General features: G+C 49.0%; 14 protein-coding genes. 6 read left to right on the top strand and 8 right to left on the bottom strand.

The features are described from left to right. Positions 1-27: 27 nt before the first annotated feature. From IPF95_00235 to IPF95_00215, 5 genes are all read right to left on the bottom strand, one after another. A complete protein-coding gene (locus tag IPF95_00235; protein ID MBK6473122.1) occupies positions 28-1,227 on the bottom strand; it encodes a glycosyltransferase in 1,200 nt (399 codons plus the stop codon). Between the two features lie 8 nt (positions 1,228-1,235). Continuing rightward, positions 1,236-1,943 (bottom strand): class I SAM-dependent methyltransferase, encoded by a 708-nt coding sequence (locus tag IPF95_00230; GenBank protein MBK6473121.1) that lies wholly within the window; start codon positions 1,941-1,943, stop codon positions 1,236-1,238. Further along, positions 1,925-3,250 carry an oligosaccharide flippase family protein gene (locus IPF95_00225; protein MBK6473120.1) on the bottom strand — a complete coding sequence of 442 codons (1,326 nt, stop codon included), beginning with the start codon at positions 3,248-3,250 and terminating at the stop codon, positions 1,925-1,927. The genes IPF95_00230 and IPF95_00225 overlap by 19 nt, the downstream gene beginning before the upstream one ends. An 82-nt stretch (positions 3,251-3,332) precedes the next feature. Beyond that, positions 3,333-5,621: a hypothetical protein gene (locus IPF95_00220; protein MBK6473119.1), complete on the bottom strand. Its 2,289-nt coding sequence runs from the start codon at positions 5,619-5,621 to the stop codon at positions 3,333-3,335. Positions 5,622-5,668: 47 nt separating this feature from the next. Beyond that, on the bottom strand, positions 5,669-6,574 hold the full coding sequence (locus IPF95_00215; protein MBK6473118.1) for an FkbM family methyltransferase: 906 nt from the start codon (positions 6,572-6,574) through the stop codon (positions 5,669-5,671). A 363-nt stretch (positions 6,575-6,937) separates the two neighbouring features. Here IPF95_00215 and IPF95_00210 point away from each other — a divergent pair, with 363 nt between their 5' ends. Both IPF95_00210 and rdgB read left to right on the top strand, forming a co-directional pair. Further along, positions 6,938-7,771 (top strand): class I SAM-dependent methyltransferase, encoded by an 834-nt coding sequence (locus tag IPF95_00210; GenBank protein MBK6473117.1) that lies wholly within the window; start codon positions 6,938-6,940, stop codon positions 7,769-7,771. A gap of 71 nt (positions 7,772-7,842) precedes the next feature. Continuing rightward, a complete protein-coding gene (gene rdgB, locus IPF95_00205) occupies positions 7,843-8,427 on the top strand; it encodes an RdgB/HAM1 family non-canonical purine NTP pyrophosphatase (protein MBK6473116.1) in 585 nt (194 codons plus the stop codon). Between the two features lie 43 nt (positions 8,428-8,470). On the opposite strand, the gene IPF95_00200 is transcribed toward rdgB, so the two are convergent. Beyond that, complete coding sequence (locus tag IPF95_00200; GenBank protein MBK6473115.1) at positions 8,471-9,460, bottom strand: D-alanine--D-alanine ligase; 990 nt, start codon at positions 9,458-9,460, stop codon at positions 8,471-8,473. 161 nt (positions 9,461-9,621) lie between these two features. Between IPF95_00200 and IPF95_00195 the strand changes: the two genes are divergently transcribed. The 4 genes from IPF95_00195 (at position 9,622) to IPF95_00180 (ending at position 14,731) form a co-directional block, all read left to right on the top strand. Next, a complete protein-coding gene (locus tag IPF95_00195) occupies positions 9,622-10,434 on the top strand; it encodes a PASTA domain-containing protein (GenBank protein ID MBK6473114.1) in 813 nt (270 codons plus the stop codon). Then, positions 10,421-12,664, top strand: coding sequence for a T9SS type A sorting domain-containing protein (locus tag IPF95_00190; protein MBK6473113.1), 2,244 nt, complete (start codon positions 10,421-10,423; stop codon positions 12,662-12,664). The genes IPF95_00195 and IPF95_00190 overlap by 14 nt, the downstream gene beginning before the upstream one ends. 2 nt (positions 12,665-12,666) lie before the next feature. Beyond that, a complete protein-coding gene (locus IPF95_00185) occupies positions 12,667-13,758 on the top strand; it encodes an RluA family pseudouridine synthase (GenBank protein ID MBK6473112.1) in 1,092 nt (363 codons plus the stop codon). Positions 13,759-13,975: 217 nt separating this feature from the next. Continuing rightward, entirely contained in the window at positions 13,976-14,731 is a 756-nt protein-coding gene (locus tag IPF95_00180; GenBank protein ID MBK6473111.1) for a T9SS type A sorting domain-containing protein, read from the top strand. 69 nt (positions 14,732-14,800) lie between these two features. Here IPF95_00180 and IPF95_00175 read toward each other — a convergent pair whose 3' ends face one another. Both IPF95_00175 and IPF95_00170 read right to left on the bottom strand, forming a co-directional pair. Then, on the bottom strand, positions 14,801-15,013 hold the full coding sequence (locus IPF95_00175) for a hypothetical protein (protein ID MBK6473110.1): 213 nt from the start codon (positions 15,011-15,013) through the stop codon (positions 14,801-14,803). Further along, positions 15,010-16,128, bottom strand: a complete 1,119-nt coding sequence (locus IPF95_00170; GenBank protein ID MBK6473109.1) for an AMP-binding protein — start codon at positions 16,126-16,128, stop codon at positions 15,010-15,012. Before IPF95_00170 ends, IPF95_00175 begins: the two co-directional genes overlap by 4 nt. Positions 16,129-16,137: the final 9 nt, after the last annotated feature.

Below are 16,137 nucleotides of genomic sequence, written 5' to 3'. Positions count from 1 at the left end.
GTTGATCTCTCACATGGATAAATGGGTTCAACTGGATTCTTGTTTCGAGGTTGCGATACGGTAATTCAACAATATCCTGTTCCGCACTGGCTCTTGAGCGAACCGTTCCAATGCCGCTTTGGCTATCGCATCCCGATTGAACAGAAGTGGCTCCTTCAGTATTTTGACAAGCGCATCGGCCATAGCTTGTACATCACGAGGCGGGATCAAGATACCGTTTGAGTCGTTCACCATTTCCGGGATACCATTGATATTCATGGAAAGTACAGGCGTTCCGCAACAAAGGCTTTCCAGTATCACACAGGGTAGATTCTCCGTGGTTGTTGGGAGTACGAACAGATGCGCCGTCTGCATATGCTCAGCCATTTGTGCTTTGGTGAGCAAACCCGGGAAACGAATGTCCAAATTGGGAATGAGTTTAGTGCACCGAGCCTGGATACGCTCCATGAAAGGACCATATCCCGTCCAATCAATGATCGTGTCCTGTAGTATGGATGACGGAATTGATGCAAGTGCATCGATGAAAAGGTCCGGGTCCTTTGGTGGCCGCCAAAGTGCACCAAGCATAATGCGAAAGGGCTTTTTGGGTGGGTTCCCGGCAGGTATAAAGACCGGTGCGGCAATATTGGGTACAACATCAATTCGTTCTTCACGCACACCGAAATCATTCTTGAGAATACCAGCGAGGTTCTTTGAAACGGGCATAACGCGAACGATACGATCGTTGCTGAACCATTTTAGGATCGAAGCGCGTTCGGCTTGTTGTTGCTTCGCCGGCAGATCAAGTATTCCCAAGTGATAATGTGAAGCATGTTCCGTAACAACGACCGGCAGATCAAGCGCTTCGGCAATAGGCAAAGCATGCTCGGTGATCTCGTTCCTTACATGAATATGCATGAGGTCGAAAGGACGTTCGGAATGGAGTTCTTTGGCAAGTTCCGTATAAGCTTTCCGGACCAAGTATTCAAAAGATCCGAACCTTCGGATGGGTGTTCGGATGGTGATGGAATGTACCCTGATACCATCAGCATTGCTGGTTCGTATTTCCCGAGAGGGCCATGGTCTATTCCCCTTCACCAAGTGTACATGTACCACCTCCACAGTGCAACTGTGGGCAACGGCAATAATGTGTTCCTTGATGAATGTACCAGCGACACTATTCCCTTCGGGCCACCAAGCGACAACACAGAGAACGTGTTGATGAGCGATGCCTTGGGTCTGATCCATAACAATGTTCACCGTTGGCGTTTGAACGCACTGCTTAGCCGATCGAACCACGTTGGTTCAGGGCGAGGGACTTCTTTGTACGCATGAGCCACGGGTGCGGGGACGAGTACGAGGGAAAAATAGTCCGGCATGTCAGACCAGATCGAATAACGTTCAAGTGAAAGTACGGTGAGGCCGGCGTCATGCACTGTGGTTATCAATTGCGGAAAGTGCAAAGCAAGGTCTACAACTTGCATAAGTTCCGGCCTGTTGGTCCGGACCCAATCGGAGTAGAAGGGGTCAGGTGAATGAATGATCACTCGTCCTCCTTCTTTGAGCAAATTGGTGAATCGTTTGAATAATTTCAGGTGAAGATCCAGTGGAATATGTTCGAGGATATCCGGAAGAACGATCAGGCCGAATTGACCACTGATCGGTGTTTCTACAACATCTCCCGTGACGAACCGGACATTGGGCACCTTGGCGAAGGTGGCTATTGCATGTTCAATGCTGGCCGGGCTCATGTCCATGGCGAGAATTGAACCGTGCGGGTATGCGGTGGCAAGTAAGCCGGTAACCGTGCCAATGCCACAACCCATTTCCAGGATCCGGATATCCTGTTGCGGAGCGTTCTTGACCACGAGGTCGCGAATGCTGAAGTGCCGCTCATTAACGCCTGCGCGCACTTGGCGATCGACATACTGGTCGTAGTAGTCTGCTATGTTGTTCTTTTCCATGAACTAAGATCCCTGAAATATGCAAGGTCGGATAAACGAAGAAAGAATAGATCGTGCACGGCGATCTTCAGGCGGAATCGTATGACAAGCACAACTACCGTCAAGGTCATTAAATATGAGAACGTGCTCACGATAGCAGCTCCGGCAATTCCATGGACGGGAATCACTAAAAGGCCAAGAACGATGGTGAATACGGCCCCCACACCAGTGGCTAACAGATTATACCGCTGCATATTCGCGTTGATCACCAAAGAAGCTAAAAGTTTGAACGCACTACTGAATACTATCCCTGGGAGAAGCAACCATAAGGCCAGTACGCTGCTGGAGAATACGTCTCCGAAAAGGAAGGGGATCAGCCATTGCGCGATCAAGGCCAGCATTATTGAAATGACCAGCACGGAGGTGAAATTAAGCCGAGCTACTACTTTGTAGCGCTCAAGCATTTCATCTTTTACTTGACCGAACAAATAGGGTTGAACGACCCGTGTAAAAGGTTCGGGAATATAGAAGAGCAGTTGACCGACACCGACGGCTACAGCGTATAGACCGAGTTGAGAAGCCCCCCAATAGTGATCCACTACCCAAACATCGAAACGGTAGTTGATCAAGTTCACCAAATTGCTTGAATGCCCTACCATGGAGAACGCGAGCACGGGTCCTATTATGGACCAGGTCCAGATGGGCTTGGGCATGATCTTTACGATAAAACCATAAACGGTACACCAGACAATGCTCTGTAATGCCATTGTAGCGGCAGCCACCATCAGAACCATTGGCAGCACATCCTCCGGTTCCAAATGTTCTCTGAACAAGTAAAGGGCGGAGAATCCGATCATATTCGAAGAAGCATTGAGAATGCTCATGCCATTCAGTACTTTGAATTTTTTCAGACCCAGCAGTACGGCAGCCATGGCCCCATTGACCAAGCTGGAGATCACGGTGAGGTACAGGAATCCATAGTACGCCCAATGCGTGCGACCGTTAGGCATGAAAAGCTCGCTGAGTGTCCCAATTCCGGAAGCACAGAAAAGTAGGAACGGTACAAGGATCCCGTTAAGCAATACCAAGGATGCGGCAACCCCTACCAATGAGCGAATGTCACCTGGGTTCTTCGCCGTAAAATAACCAACACCGAAAGCCAGATTCAAACTAAGCAGCATGGCGAGCAATGCGCTGTCATTTGTCAAAAGGGCATACTCGCCTCGCCCCACATCGCCCAGCATGCGGGTCATGAGCGTGCTGGAAACGAAGTATAGAAGCAGGGTAGGTGCTTGTGTCAAGAACGTATAGAATATACCTCGTTTCATTGACATCCTGTGGGTCCGAACTTCATCGGTTCGTACAACGGAGTCCCCGATCTTCTGAGCGCGGAATTTGTGGTAAGTGGTTTCAAAACCTGAAAGGTAGGTTGTCGAGGATGTTCTTGAATCGTTGTGCCCGGGCAAACTCAAGTCTTTGCTCCTTCGCGGAAGGTGCTTCGCCGTTCGCTTTCCATTCCGCGAATTGCGCTAACGCGGATGCGTGATCATCGGTCATGTTCACAAGTCCTTTATGGTCCGCATATTCAGAGAACCAGCTACAGAAGAATGGCTTTCCCTGTGCAAGGAATTGGATCGCTTTCTGGCTGGATATACGGTTTGCCGGGTGGTCGCGTTTCATATACAGGAATCCGAAAGCAGCATTTGCGATCAGGTCCTTAAGTTTTGAATAGGATACTAAAGGTTTCAGTACCACATTCGGGTATTTGCCGCTAATGATCTCCAGACCGGTCTTGTTGGAAACCTTCACGGGTCCCACGATCATCCACGTTATATCCGTATGCTTCTTGATCAGCTTCTCCCACAGTACGAAATCGTGCCGGTCATTGATGTTACCAATATAAAGCCCATAGCCGGTTTGTGAGACTTCGGAATGTTCATGAGCTGTACCGGTTGCCATGTCGCTTTCGGCAAGACCGTGCGGAACATGATGGACCGATGCGTTGAATTTTTTGAAACGCGGCATCAGGTCGCGTGCAATACAGAACACATGGTCACAATCCTTCGCGAGCATTCGTTCTCCACGCCATTTGAATGCGTGGTCATCCGCACAATGATAGATGGACAAATAGGCACCAATATGATCCGGAGCTGAAAGTCTGCTCGGGTCGAAGGTCCAAAAAACGGGATCTTGTTCACCTTCTCGCCTCAAATATCTACGGATCCTTCGGGATATGATCCTGTCGTTCAGTGGTCCTAGCGCACCGCCTAAGAGTGGAATAGCATTCCTGTACGAGAGGATACTTATCCCTTCCGGGGTTACGCGTTTCTTAATGCTGGGCATGAACAAGTGAGAAGGCCTCCAATGGTCCGAAGGGTCGATGAAATAGACCATACGGAATGCATTCAGTGCAATGGCGTAGCGGTGCTTGCTGTATCTGGGGCCGTCCCAGCCTTCATTTGAAACGATCAGGATCGGGCTATGCTTGGGCACTAGCGTGCGCGTATCCAATGATGCTGTCGCGCTATCTGAACTTCGTTGTGCGGATGATATGGCCTTTTCTGTCTCCCTTCGTTCGATCACATGGGATAACTCAGTGAGGATCCCATCTATGAGTTTATCGTAATCCACCGAGTCAAGGTAGCTGTCCACCGCTGCGCTATCCAAATTAAGACGACCGTCCAATACATCGCCGATAAGGCCCACGAAATGTTCCTCTGTTTCCGCTTTGAAATGCCCCTTGTTCTCCAATGGAATGATATAGCTGTTATTGGTAGAGACAACAGGGCAATGTTGAGCGAGATAGGTCAACACCTTCAATGGAGTTCTACCTGCGGTTAGAGGAATTGACGAAGTTGGTTCGATCCCATAGGTCAGCAACCCCACGGCTGCTCCATGCACGAGTTCCTTCAACTCACTAGGATGCTTTACACCCAGGTATGTTACGTTGGTCAAGGCGAAAAGTTGATCACGCAGTTCTTCTAGGTGCCGTTCGAGTGGGAACAACTGACCCAGTATCAAGAATCGAAGATCAGGATAACGCTTTGCGCATTTGATCACCAGATCATAATTCACGAATTGACTTAGTCCGGTTGCAAGGATCGCATACTTTCCCCACTGGTCGGATAGGCTGTTCTCCGGTTTTTGATGGATGCGATCCTCCGCACGGACCCCATGTGGGAACAAAAAACAGTTCGCATTCAATTTCCGATAATATTCCAGATACCAAGGATTGATCGCAACCACCAGATCCGATCGTTTTGCGAACGAACTATCATTCCGCAAGCTTTGGTAAGGATCCACAACATGATAGATCACGCGGGTATTGGCATTTCGAAGCGTGTTATGCTCCAGCACACGTGTGGGATGAAAGCTCCAATGGATGACCTCGCCTTCTGGGACGAGTTTTCGGATCTTCAACGCGTTCAAGCGCGTAACCTGGTCTGCAAGCCAGTTTGGTAAGAATCGCAGAGGAAGGTTGTTCCTGTATTCAACAACGCTCAACCCTTCTTTTACCTCGCGCACCTTCACTTTGAAGGAAAAGAGATCGCTCCATTGCCACCGTTCAGGTAGGCTAACGAAAAAGACCTTATTGTTCTTTGCAAGGGAAGCTGCATAGTGGTGCTTAGAATACCACATATCGCCCCATGGTTCAAGGGAATACAGGAAAATAGTTCGCTTATTAGTGGGGGTAGGCATACTGTCTTTATGGGCGGTGGTAAAGATCGTTGTATTGCGCTGAGCGATCAACTGGTCCGGCTTGGATCCATTAACCCGATCGATCGCGCTATTTCGGGTTTACAGATCAAGAAGTTCAAATGCTCGCTTTTCGCTAATGAGGTCACTTGTCGAGGTGGCCAGGTCACGTCGTCAATATTGAAGTATACATAATCGATACCGCTGATGATCTCTGACACTTCCGAGGCTACTTTCTCGTTCAGTATCTCGATCAGCATGGACGGTCGGTCTTTTCGGATGAGATCGGCGAAACCGCGTAACACGGCCGGTTCGTGCGTTTCAACATCGATCTTCAACAGATCCACGGACCGTTGATCGAAGTGCTTTAGAATATCGGTCACCGTGAACGAGTCCAGTTCGACCGGTATCAGGTTTGAATTATAGGTATTCCAATCCTGTTCCGCAGAAATGGAATACACATGTTCCTGATACGGCTGATCGTAGATGGTTGCTTTACCAGTATGATCGCTAACAATTGCCAGAAGGGGTTTGATCCTGTTCTTGTTCAATTCGACATTCGTTTTCAGTTTGCGATAGATCCGTTCAACTGGTTCGACTGCAACGACCAGGGCATTAGGGGAAACGGCACTTGCTATTAACGCAAAGACGCCTGTATTCGCTCCAATATCCAAGATCACGCTGGAAGACCTGCTCAACAACATCCAGATCCTGATCGATATTGGTTCCCATCCTTCAACACCTTTCCAGAACAGTTCATTCTCTATCACATAACCATAGTGTCTGATCCTGAAACTTGCTTCGGGATCGATCCTAACGGTAAAATCACCACTGAAATGCAGGTGCTTGAATATCCTTTCAGGTACAATTCCAAGAGATCTCAATGGGCTGAAAAGTGCCTGTTTCAGTGGAATAGCGCGATAAATGGAATTTAAGATCCTTTTAACTGAGGACATTTACGATCGAGGTTGATCCATTATACAACTTTATGATGAACGATAACAATGGGTAACAATGTCGTTCGATCACAAGGACGCGAAGAAAATTGAAAGGTGGCCTTGATCCTGTGAAGTTTTCCGGAATTACCAACCATGAAACGTGGGTCGAATCATGGTTCTCAGATTTCAGGATCCAATTCTGGTGTGTAAAGATCAGAATAGGATGTTACTGCGCTATTGACCGGCCATTTCCAAGCGAAGGCGGCATTGGAACCTAGTTGGAATAGCCTCGGAGTCGTGCCCTAAGAGCTATCCTATTTTCTTTCGTACTGATCAGTGCCGAAAAGGAAATTCTACTTTAGGCCCGGGTTGAACCTTCGCATGGAGAAAAAGCTTACATCCAAACAGGTGACGATCATCGTTCTTGTACCGATCGGAGTGCTCGCATTCAGCGCGTTGCTCTATCATTGGTTCGGGAACGTGGCTTTGATCGTCCCGCCTGTTCTGATAGGAATATTCCTTGCCTACTTACTAGTGGAATCGCGGCATTATCAATTGGGTCTGTTCGTACGATCGCTAGAAGAAAGTCGCGCTCAGTATTTGCAGATCGAATCCATTTTAGGGCTCACGTGGGCCATCGATCCACTTATTCCGTTGCCTTCCACGCGAGGTTGGGCGGCTTCACCCGACCTATTGCGTGCGGTATATGGTCATGTATTGGAGGAACAGCCGCAGCTGGTCGTTGAGGCGAGTAGCGGAACGTCAACCATAGTTATTGCTTATGCACTGAAGAGGTTAGGTAATGGAAATGTCATCGCGCTTGAGCATGAGGCGGAATATGCCGAACGCACGCGGCAGAACATCGCGGCGCACGGTCTGTCGGATCATGCAACGGTTGTCCTAGCACCTTTGGTCATGCAAGAGTGCAAGGGAGAGACCTATGAATGGTATGATCTTTCAAAACTAGAATTGCCTGGCACCATAGATCTGTTATTAGTAGATGGCCCACCGGATACGATACGTCCTATGGCCCGTTATCCCGCAGTTCCGTTGCTTGCGGAATACTTCAGTGCGAAGATCGGCGTGTTCCTTGATGATGGTGGTCGCGAAGATGAACGACGTACGGCGGAGCAATGGGCAAGTGAATTCAATGCGCATTCATCCGAATATCTCTACCTTGAAAAAGGAGGTTGGCTGCTGCGTTTCCATAAATGATCGGCACATCAATAAGGTCCATCGGTCTTGTTCTGATTGCCAATGATCGTCCTTGACCTCATCTTCACGCCATGACCGAATTGTTGATCTGCACAGGAAATCCCGGAAAGGTTGTTGAACTGAAGGACCTACTTCCCGCCTCTTTCAAGCTATTGATGCTCACGGATGTGGGGTTGCCAACTGATCTGCCAGAAACAGGAAGAACATTGGAAGAGAACGCCTTACAGAAAGCGCGTTTTGCATTTGAACGAACGGGGCTGACATGCGTTGCCGATGACACCGGGTTGGAGGTAAGCGCGCTGAATGGTGCGCCAGGTGTTTATTCGGCGCGTTATGCAGGTGATGCGAAGGATCCGAAGGCGAACATGACCAAGCTACTTCTGGAACTTCGCGGCAAATCAGATCGCACTGCCCGGTTCCGAACTGTAATGGCGTTAGTGAGCAAAGAAGGTGAGCATGAATTCATAGGCGAGGTAAAAGGTCGTATCACGGAGGCTCCACGTGGGAGCTTAGGCTTTGGTTATGATCCGATCTTCTTGCCTGAAATGAGCGACCTTACGTTCGCGGAGCTGGAGTCCAAACAGAAGAATGCGATCAGCCATAGAGGCAATGCCGTATGGAAATTGGTGCGTTTTCTTCACGAGCAAGGACGATGAGCTGGGTCAGTTCAACGTATCGTGGACCCACGGATAATTAGGATCAACCGATCAGTTCTGCAACGATCCCATTGACCACCTCTTCGACGCTAAGTCCTGCCGCACGGATCATTTTCGGGAAAATGCTGGCCGGGCTGAAGCCTGGCGTTGTGTTCACTTCGATGGTGACAACTTCAGTGCCCGTCCAAAAATGATCGACCCGTACCATTCCTTTACAGTTCAAGGCCTCATAGATCGCTGAGGATCGATCCTGGATGGTCCGGGTTACGTCTTCAGGAATATCCGCAGGCACTATCTCTTGCGTATCAGCCGCGTGATATTTGGCTTCATAATCAAAGAAATCGCGACTGGTCTTGATCTCGCAGATCGGCAGCGCTCTTACTTCTCCTTTCAATCGGACCACACCACAGGTCAGTTCACGGCCGGTGACCATTGCTTCGCATAATACAGCACTGTCCTCGGCAAATGCCAGAACCAATGCAGGTGCCAGTTCAGCTTCGGTCTTCACCTTGCTAATGCCTAGACTACTGCCACTGTTATCGGGTTTTACGAAACAGGGGAGGCCAATATCCTTAAGAATTCGTTCTTGTGTCTCGTCATACTGGTCATGGATCAGAAAGGATGGAGCAACCGGAAACCCGAATTGCCGCAAAAGACCCGTTGTGCTGAATTTGCTCATGGTCAGTGCCATGCACAACACGCCACCGGTCTGATACGGAATGGCCATAATGTCCAAATAACCTTGGAGCTTCCCATCCTCGCCAGGCGTTCCATGAATCGCAATTAATGCCCCATCGAAACGTTCAAGACCATTTCCTCGATCCGCGGAGAAAGTGCCGCGATCAAAGGTCAGAACGTTGCCATCCGACGTTTCACAGGTCCACTTGGTGCGATCAAGGGTAACAAAGGCAGCGTCGTATCTGGACCTGTCCAAGGCACCCATCATGGTTGCAGCGCTCTGTAGACTGATCACTGACTCGCCAGTGTATCCGCCACGCAATATGGCAATGAATGGAAGGGTTGTGCGGGCCATGTTCAACGATATGGAGCAAAGGTTGGGTCCGATGAGGTCCTAGTGCATAACGCAATGAAGAAGTGTCAACGTCTGGTTGTGAATGGAGAGCAAACGCCACGCAACTATCTTAGCCGCCTTATTGCGCAGACCTGATACTGCGTTGATAAGCTAGGTTGGTCATGTTGCGGAATCCACTTTTCAAATTTCTATTACCGCTCCTCGCAGTAGGTATTATCCTGTTCGGTGGCTGGCTTTGGCTTCGGAACTACACGAAGCACAATGATGCTCGACGGGTTCCGGATATGAAGGGACTCTTTTTCGAGGAAGCTCAGAAGATGTTGGCGGAGAGGGACCTAACTGGATCGGTAATCGATTCGATCTATACGGATGATGTGCCTAAAGGAAGTGTTGTGGACCAGGATCCCGCAGCAGGATTGGACGTTAAGCCAGGCCGTAAGATCTACTTGGTATTGAATGCAAGTCAGGCCAAAATGATCAATATGCCCAAGCTTGTTGATCTGAGCAAACGGCAAGCAATATCGGTCATGGACATCATCGGGTTGAAAGTGGAAGAATTGCAATATCGTCCGGATCCGTGCGTGGATTGTGTTATCGCTCAAGTTTATAAAGGCAAGCCGATCCTGCCTGAAAGCCGCATCCGTCGTGGGGAAGCAATTACACTTGTGTTAGGTCAAGGGCAGAATGGTTCACGCGTTCCAGTGCCGGATCTACGCGGTCTTACCAATGCTGAAGTTCAGGCCGTATTGAACATGTCCAGTTTGAATTTGGGAGTTATCGCAACATGCGATGGATGCAATACGGGCGGTGATTCTGCGTTCGCGAGGGTGCGGAGACAATCCCCAGGTGCTGGAGCAAACAACATGATCTCACTAGGAAGTACGATCGATATTTGGCTAACAGCGGATACTACAGGGTTGCATCCGGATGCCGATCGTTCCATTTCAAAAGACAGTACCAATGCGAGTAACTAAGACCCTGGTAGTAATGGCACTCAGTGCCTTATCGCTTTTCGCTAATGGACAGGGCGAAGTGGTATCTCCCTTATCGGCAAGGCCGTTGGAACAACCGGAGGGGTACGCCAAATCCATGCATCACACGCATTTCAATTATCAATTCGAAACACAATCGTTGCCATTGATGGACGATTTTTCCATAGATCGGACCCGAAAACTATGGGCATCGCCTACGGATCCCGGAGTAACCTTGGACCAAACGATCTATGCATTGGAGGTTGCTGGTGTTTCGGAATTCGATATGACCTTCGCAACGGATACGACATTCTACTACACGATAGATGCACAGGATCCCCCGGTGACCACACGCATTGCGTTACCAAGTTTTATCGTCACTGTTCTTGATCTGGAAGTATACCCACCCACGGAGACCATGGTCACGGCATGGCCACCTTATTCGGTCTTCGATACGTTGGCCAGCCCGCCGAACGATACGGTGTTCCAGTTGACGCCGGCATTGGTTCAGGATTCCCTACTGGTCTATACAGTTCCACCTGTTGGAGGAACCTATATAATGAACGGAGTTTCCACGCCCTTGATCCTTTGGGCAGATGATGACGTGTACATCAACGATACTTATCCGGTAGACCCACCTACGATCGGCGTAGCCACTTTCGACGGTCTTTCCAGAACGGGGTATCCATACAATTTCCAACAATACACGGCATACGGTATTGCGGATCACATGACCTCGGTACCGATCAACTTACAATATTCCCCGGCCGATTCTATCTACTTGAGCTTCTTCTATCAGAACCAAGGACTAAGTGGCGATGGTGTCGTTCAGCCCGGAGATAGTCTGGCGGTCGAATTCTATGCCCCTAATGAAGATGTATGGGTGCGTGTATGGCGTAAGAAATATGAAGCGATAACAGATTTTCAACAAGTGCTGATCCCGATCATACAGGACCGGTTCTTGAAGAACGGGTTCCGAATGCGCTTCCTGAACTATGGATCGCTGAGTGGTTCATTCGATCACTGGCATTTGGATTATATGCGCTTGGGAGCACAGCGTACGTACAATGATGTTACTTTGGTGGATGTTGCGTACGAGTATCCCGAGAATACTTTGTTGAATACGTACACTTCTGTACCATTCACCAAATATGCCCAAGCACCGAGCGCGCTCATGGTTCCTTCAGTTGGTGTTGAACAGTGCAACCTGGATGTGAATGATGCTTTCATAACGTTTGGAATGACTGCTTCACTTACGGATGGATCAGGTGCGACCAATATTTTTAACGGAACCAATACCATGAACAATGCATCGAGTTGTTTCGTGAGCCAGCATGGAGTGAACGATAGCATGTTCACATACGACACAAGCCTTTCAACCGACGCCGCATTCTGGAAAGTGAAATTCTGGACCATGGCAACACCGGATATAAATAGTTACAACGATACCACATCGTTCGTTCAGGTTTTGAGTAACTATTATGCTTATGATGATGGTTCGGCAGAAGCGGGGTATAGTCTAGCTAGCGCTGGAGCGAAGGTGGCATTGCAATACGATCTTCTTGGGGGCGATTCGCTACGGGCAATCCGCATGTACTTCAACCCTGCGGCTAACCCTCCAGGAGATACGCCACCCTATGATGGTCTGTTCCTGCTAACGGTCTGGTCGAGTATTTCACCGGAGGTGATCCAGCATCAGAATTTCACATTTGACAGCCCGGAATACCGGCAGGATGGGGTCGGCTACTTTGTGGAGTATCCTTTGGATACCGCGATATACGTTGATGGTACGATCTACATCGGATGGGTACAGACGAATAACACCAAGATGTACTTGGGACTTGATCGTAACACCGACAATAGCAACAAAGTTTTCTACAAGACCGGAACAGCTTTTCAGCCGTCCACGATCCCAGGGTCATTAATGATGCGTCCGGTAATGGTAGCTACCTATGATCCATGGATCGGCATTAATGAGACGACCGGTCAGCAAGAAATTCAACTCTATCCGAACCCTGCGAACAACACCATTACCATTCGAACAAGTGAAGATCCAGGACCCAATGCAATGGTGCAATGCATTGATGCTATGGGCCGAATTGTTCACCAGGAACGCTATGTAGTGAACGGTACGCTCGAAACAAGTGCGTTTGCAGACGGAATCTATGTGATCCGTGTGAACGACGAGGACGGGCGTTCGATCGCAATGGGACGAGCAGTTATCCAACATTGAATATGTCGAACGAGAACGATGCCTTGGGAGAGGAACAAGAGCTTTACGAACACCATCGCATTGTTTGTGACCCAGGTCAATCCCTGTTGCGGTTGGATAAATACCTCTTCGATCGCTTAGCGAACACATCACGTAATCGGATCCAGGTCGCGGCCAAAGAAGGCAACGTGCTGGTGAACGGCAAAGCTGCAAAGCCAAGTCAAAAAGTAAAGCCCGGTGATGAGATCAGTATCGTACTGCCTTATCCGCAGCGCGATACCGAAGTATTACCAGAAGATATTCCGTTGAACATTATCTATGAGGATGATCACATTCTCGTACTCGACAAACAAGCTGGATTAGTTGTTCATCCCGGCCACGGTAATTGGACCGGCACTCTGGTGAATGGCCTTTTGTTCCACCTTGGAAAGAACCTGCCATCCACACCGGGCGCGCAGATCCCACGCCCGGGTCTTGTGCATCGCTTGGATAAGGACACCAGCGGCGTAATGGTGGTTGGTAAGACCGAGGAAGCGCTAACACACCTAGCACGACAATTCTTCGATCGCACGAGTGACCGCAGATACAATGCATTGGTCTGGGGTGATTTCGATGAGGACGAAGGTGTAATTGAAGGTCATATCGGTCGGTCGCCAAAGGACCGAACGGTGCAGTTCGTTTACCCGGATGGTGATCAAGGAAGATCAGCACTTACGCGTTGGAAGGTGATCGAACGGTTCAGGTATGTGACATTGATCGAGTGCAAATTGGAGACCGGTCGTACCCACCAGATCCGCGTACACATGCAGTATACCGGCCACCCGTTGTTCAACGACTCTGCTTACGGAGGTGATAGGATCCTCAAAGGCACTACATTCACGAAGTACAAGCAGTTCGTCATGAACTGTTTCAAGGAGTTACCGCGACAAGCCTTGCACGCTCGTACCTTGGATATCGATCATCCGTTCACCAAGAAGCGAATGCATTTCGAGAGCCTATTACCTGCTGATATGACCGCCGCTATTGAACGTTGGCGGTCTTACACCACCATCAAAGGAATGGATAATGATGATGAGGAACCATTGGACAAGGAGGCGTTGAACAATATGAAGTAGTGTGGTGTGCAGATCCACAAGCAGCATGACCATGCTAAGAAGATTTCTGATTATATCAGCATTATGTTCTAACATAGGTGTCTACGCACAGGATATTCCAAATGGTGGTTTTGAATTGTGGGATTCCACCTTCTTCGATATAGGTTATTATTTGCCTCCTGTAGGTTGGTTTTGGGGGCATCAAGGTCCTTCTTGTGTCCCTTTTAATGCATTGGCAGTGCCAGATTCGAGCGCTTACAGCGGGTATTTCAGTGTCAAATTAGAGAACTTCGTTTGTGTGAATGACCTTGGAAACGCATACCTCGCGGTAGGGAATTTATACACTGGTGTATATGCTCTCCCTCCATTTGATAATGCATTTTCAATTTTAAGCCGTCCAGAAACGTTGGAATTCCACTATAAATTCCATCAGGAAGGTGAAGACTCCGCTTATGTGCGTGTGATGCTGTTGAATTATGATAGCCTGACTCCAGGGCTAAACTTTAATCAACGATTTGATACCATCGCTTTTTCCACAGGATATATACATGAAGAGGCCACTTCATTCACTCCGTTCAGTGTGCCGATCAACTACTTGAGCAGCGATAATGCAGCCTTAATGCATATCTATTTCTCCACGAGCAAAACGCTAACAGAAGGCCACCTTGGCAATACTCCACCGAACGTGTATGCCTATCCAGGTACTGCGCTGTGGTTGGATGATGTGCATCTAAGTGGCGGTGATGTGGGTGTATCTCCAGTGCATGCTATGACAAGAACAGCAGTATACCCGAATCCAGCGCATGATCTGATCCGCTTCAACCTTCCAAGTTCAAAGGTAATGCTGTATGATGGACAAGGTTGTGTCGTTAGATCATCTGGGCTTTCTAACAGTCTAAGTATGGACATAACCGGTCTGAGCCAGGGTCTCTATGTATTGGAACTGATACTTCAGGACGGCACTGTGATCCGGGAAAGGATAGTGGTGGAATGATCCAAGTGAGCTGATCTTGTACTCCAATTGTATTCGAAGTAATACCATTTGTTATGCGAATAGGTATGATCAACCGCGTTGCCACATATTCACCAACATGGTGATCAGCAACGCCGTTCCAAACACCCAGAAATACATTTTCCAGTAGGACCGTTGTTGATAGAATCGTTTATCGTATGCGCCCTGTTGGGTAAGTGAGTGCCACAGCCAATGCATTGGCCAGACCACGATCACAAAGGCAAGACCATAAATGAATACGAGCAAGAGGAACAGCTGTGTCATACCGGTTCTCCAATGCGGATCACCTTACCGCTATCCGTCCGTGCAAACGAACGTAGAGCGCGCACACGTCGAGGCAATTCATGCGGATCCAATACATGCATGAGCTTGTCCATAACCTCGGGAAGCACAATGTCCGCTGGTTCGTTGGCTTCAAGTACCAGGCAAACGGCTTGTCCCATTTGGTCATCCGGAGTTGACGTGAAGTAATGTGGATAGGGGATCACACCAGCTGTGCGTGTTTCCAATTGTTCCGGGAAGATCTTTTTGCCACCGCTCAAGATCACGTTATCCCATCTGCCGAGCCATCGGAACGTTCCATCATCGATCAGCTCCACGATGTCATTGGTCACATGTTGTTTTACTGAAAGATGCGGTGTGTTCACTACGAGACAACCGCGGAGATCGCGCTCGAACGAACAGTTGCCGATCGCACGAAACGGCATATCGGCGTATGAAGAAATTCCAGCAGGTCCTTTCTTGTTCGCTGCGGAATTCAATGGCCTGATGGCGACATGAGTAACTGTCTCGGTACTTCCGTAGCTCTGATGAACGGCAGTTCCTAGATCGCGAATATCCTCGATCAACGCGTTGCTTACAGGTCCGCCGCCGAGCAGGATGGTCCCGAATTGCAGTTCAATGCGTTCCCGATCCTCCTGAACGCCACGATGCAATTGCAACGGCACCATTGCCGCGAATTTGAATCGATCTTTCTTTTCTAATTTTTCCAATATGGATCCTCGCGGATCGATCACATGCAGGTCCAAGCCGAGCACCATCGCACGCACGATCATCATCTTTCCTGCGATGAACTCGCCCGGAAGGCACAGCAATACGCGTTCACTTGCCTTAAGGTCGAATGTTCTGGCTGTCAGTTTTGCGCTTGCCACCAAGTCCCGACGAGGTATCTGGATCAGTGAGGGTGACCCCGTGGTACCGCTGGTGTGTGCCTGAAGGGCTCTGCTTTTATATGTTGCGAGCTCGATCAATAGGTTGCTGATCGGCCCGGCCCATTTACCTGAGTTGGGGTCCATGGCCATAAGTTCCGCATAGTTGATCAGGTCTTTCCCTACCAACAGTTCGCCATCCAAGAGCAGCCTATCGAACACGAATGCCATGAGCAGCGA

The organism is Flavobacteriales bacterium, assembly GCA_016704485.1.
Lineage (GTDB): Bacteria > Bacteroidota > Bacteroidia > Flavobacteriales_F > PHOS-HE28 > PHOS-HE28.
Note: the sequence above shows the minus strand (reverse complement) of the source record. Positions and strands in the feature narration are given on the sequence as shown.

Bases quoted from the DNA above. Each gene is read 5' to 3' on its own strand.
- IPF95_00170 (MBK6473109.1), bottom strand. From the start codon at position 16,128: ATGGCATTCGTGTTCGATAGGCTGCTCTTGGATGGCGAACTGTTGGTA.
- rdgB (MBK6473116.1), top strand. From the start codon at position 7,843: ATGACCGAATTGTTGATCTGCACAGGAAATCCCGGAAAGGTTGTTGAA.
- IPF95_00185 (MBK6473112.1), top strand. From the start codon at position 12,667: ATGTCGAACGAGAACGATGCCTTGGGAGAGGAACAAGAGCTTTACGAA.
- IPF95_00220 (MBK6473119.1), bottom strand. From the start codon at position 5,621: ATGCCTACCCCCACTAATAAGCGAACTATTTTCCTGTATTCCCTTGAA.
- IPF95_00210 (MBK6473117.1), top strand. From the start codon at position 6,938: ATGGAGAAAAAGCTTACATCCAAACAGGTGACGATCATCGTTCTTGTA.
- IPF95_00190 (MBK6473113.1), top strand. From the start codon at position 10,421: ATGCGAGTAACTAAGACCCTGGTAGTAATGGCACTCAGTGCCTTATCG.
- IPF95_00215 (MBK6473118.1), bottom strand. From the start codon at position 6,574: ATGTCCTCAGTTAAAAGGATCTTAAATTCCATTTATCGCGCTATTCCA.
- IPF95_00175 (MBK6473110.1), bottom strand. From the start codon at position 15,013: ATGACACAGCTGTTCCTCTTGCTCGTATTCATTTATGGTCTTGCCTTT.
- IPF95_00230 (MBK6473121.1), bottom strand. From the start codon at position 1,943: ATGGAAAAGAACAACATAGCAGACTACTACGACCAGTATGTCGATCGC.
- IPF95_00225 (MBK6473120.1), bottom strand. From the start codon at position 3,250: ATGAAACGAGGTATATTCTATACGTTCTTGACACAAGCACCTACCCTG.
- IPF95_00200 (MBK6473115.1), bottom strand. From the start codon at position 9,460: ATGGCCCGCACAACCCTTCCATTCATTGCCATATTGCGTGGCGGATAC.
- IPF95_00195 (MBK6473114.1), top strand. From the start codon at position 9,622: ATGTTGCGGAATCCACTTTTCAAATTTCTATTACCGCTCCTCGCAGTA.
- IPF95_00235 (MBK6473122.1), bottom strand. From the start codon at position 1,227: ATGGATCAGACCCAAGGCATCGCTCATCAACACGTTCTCTGTGTTGTC.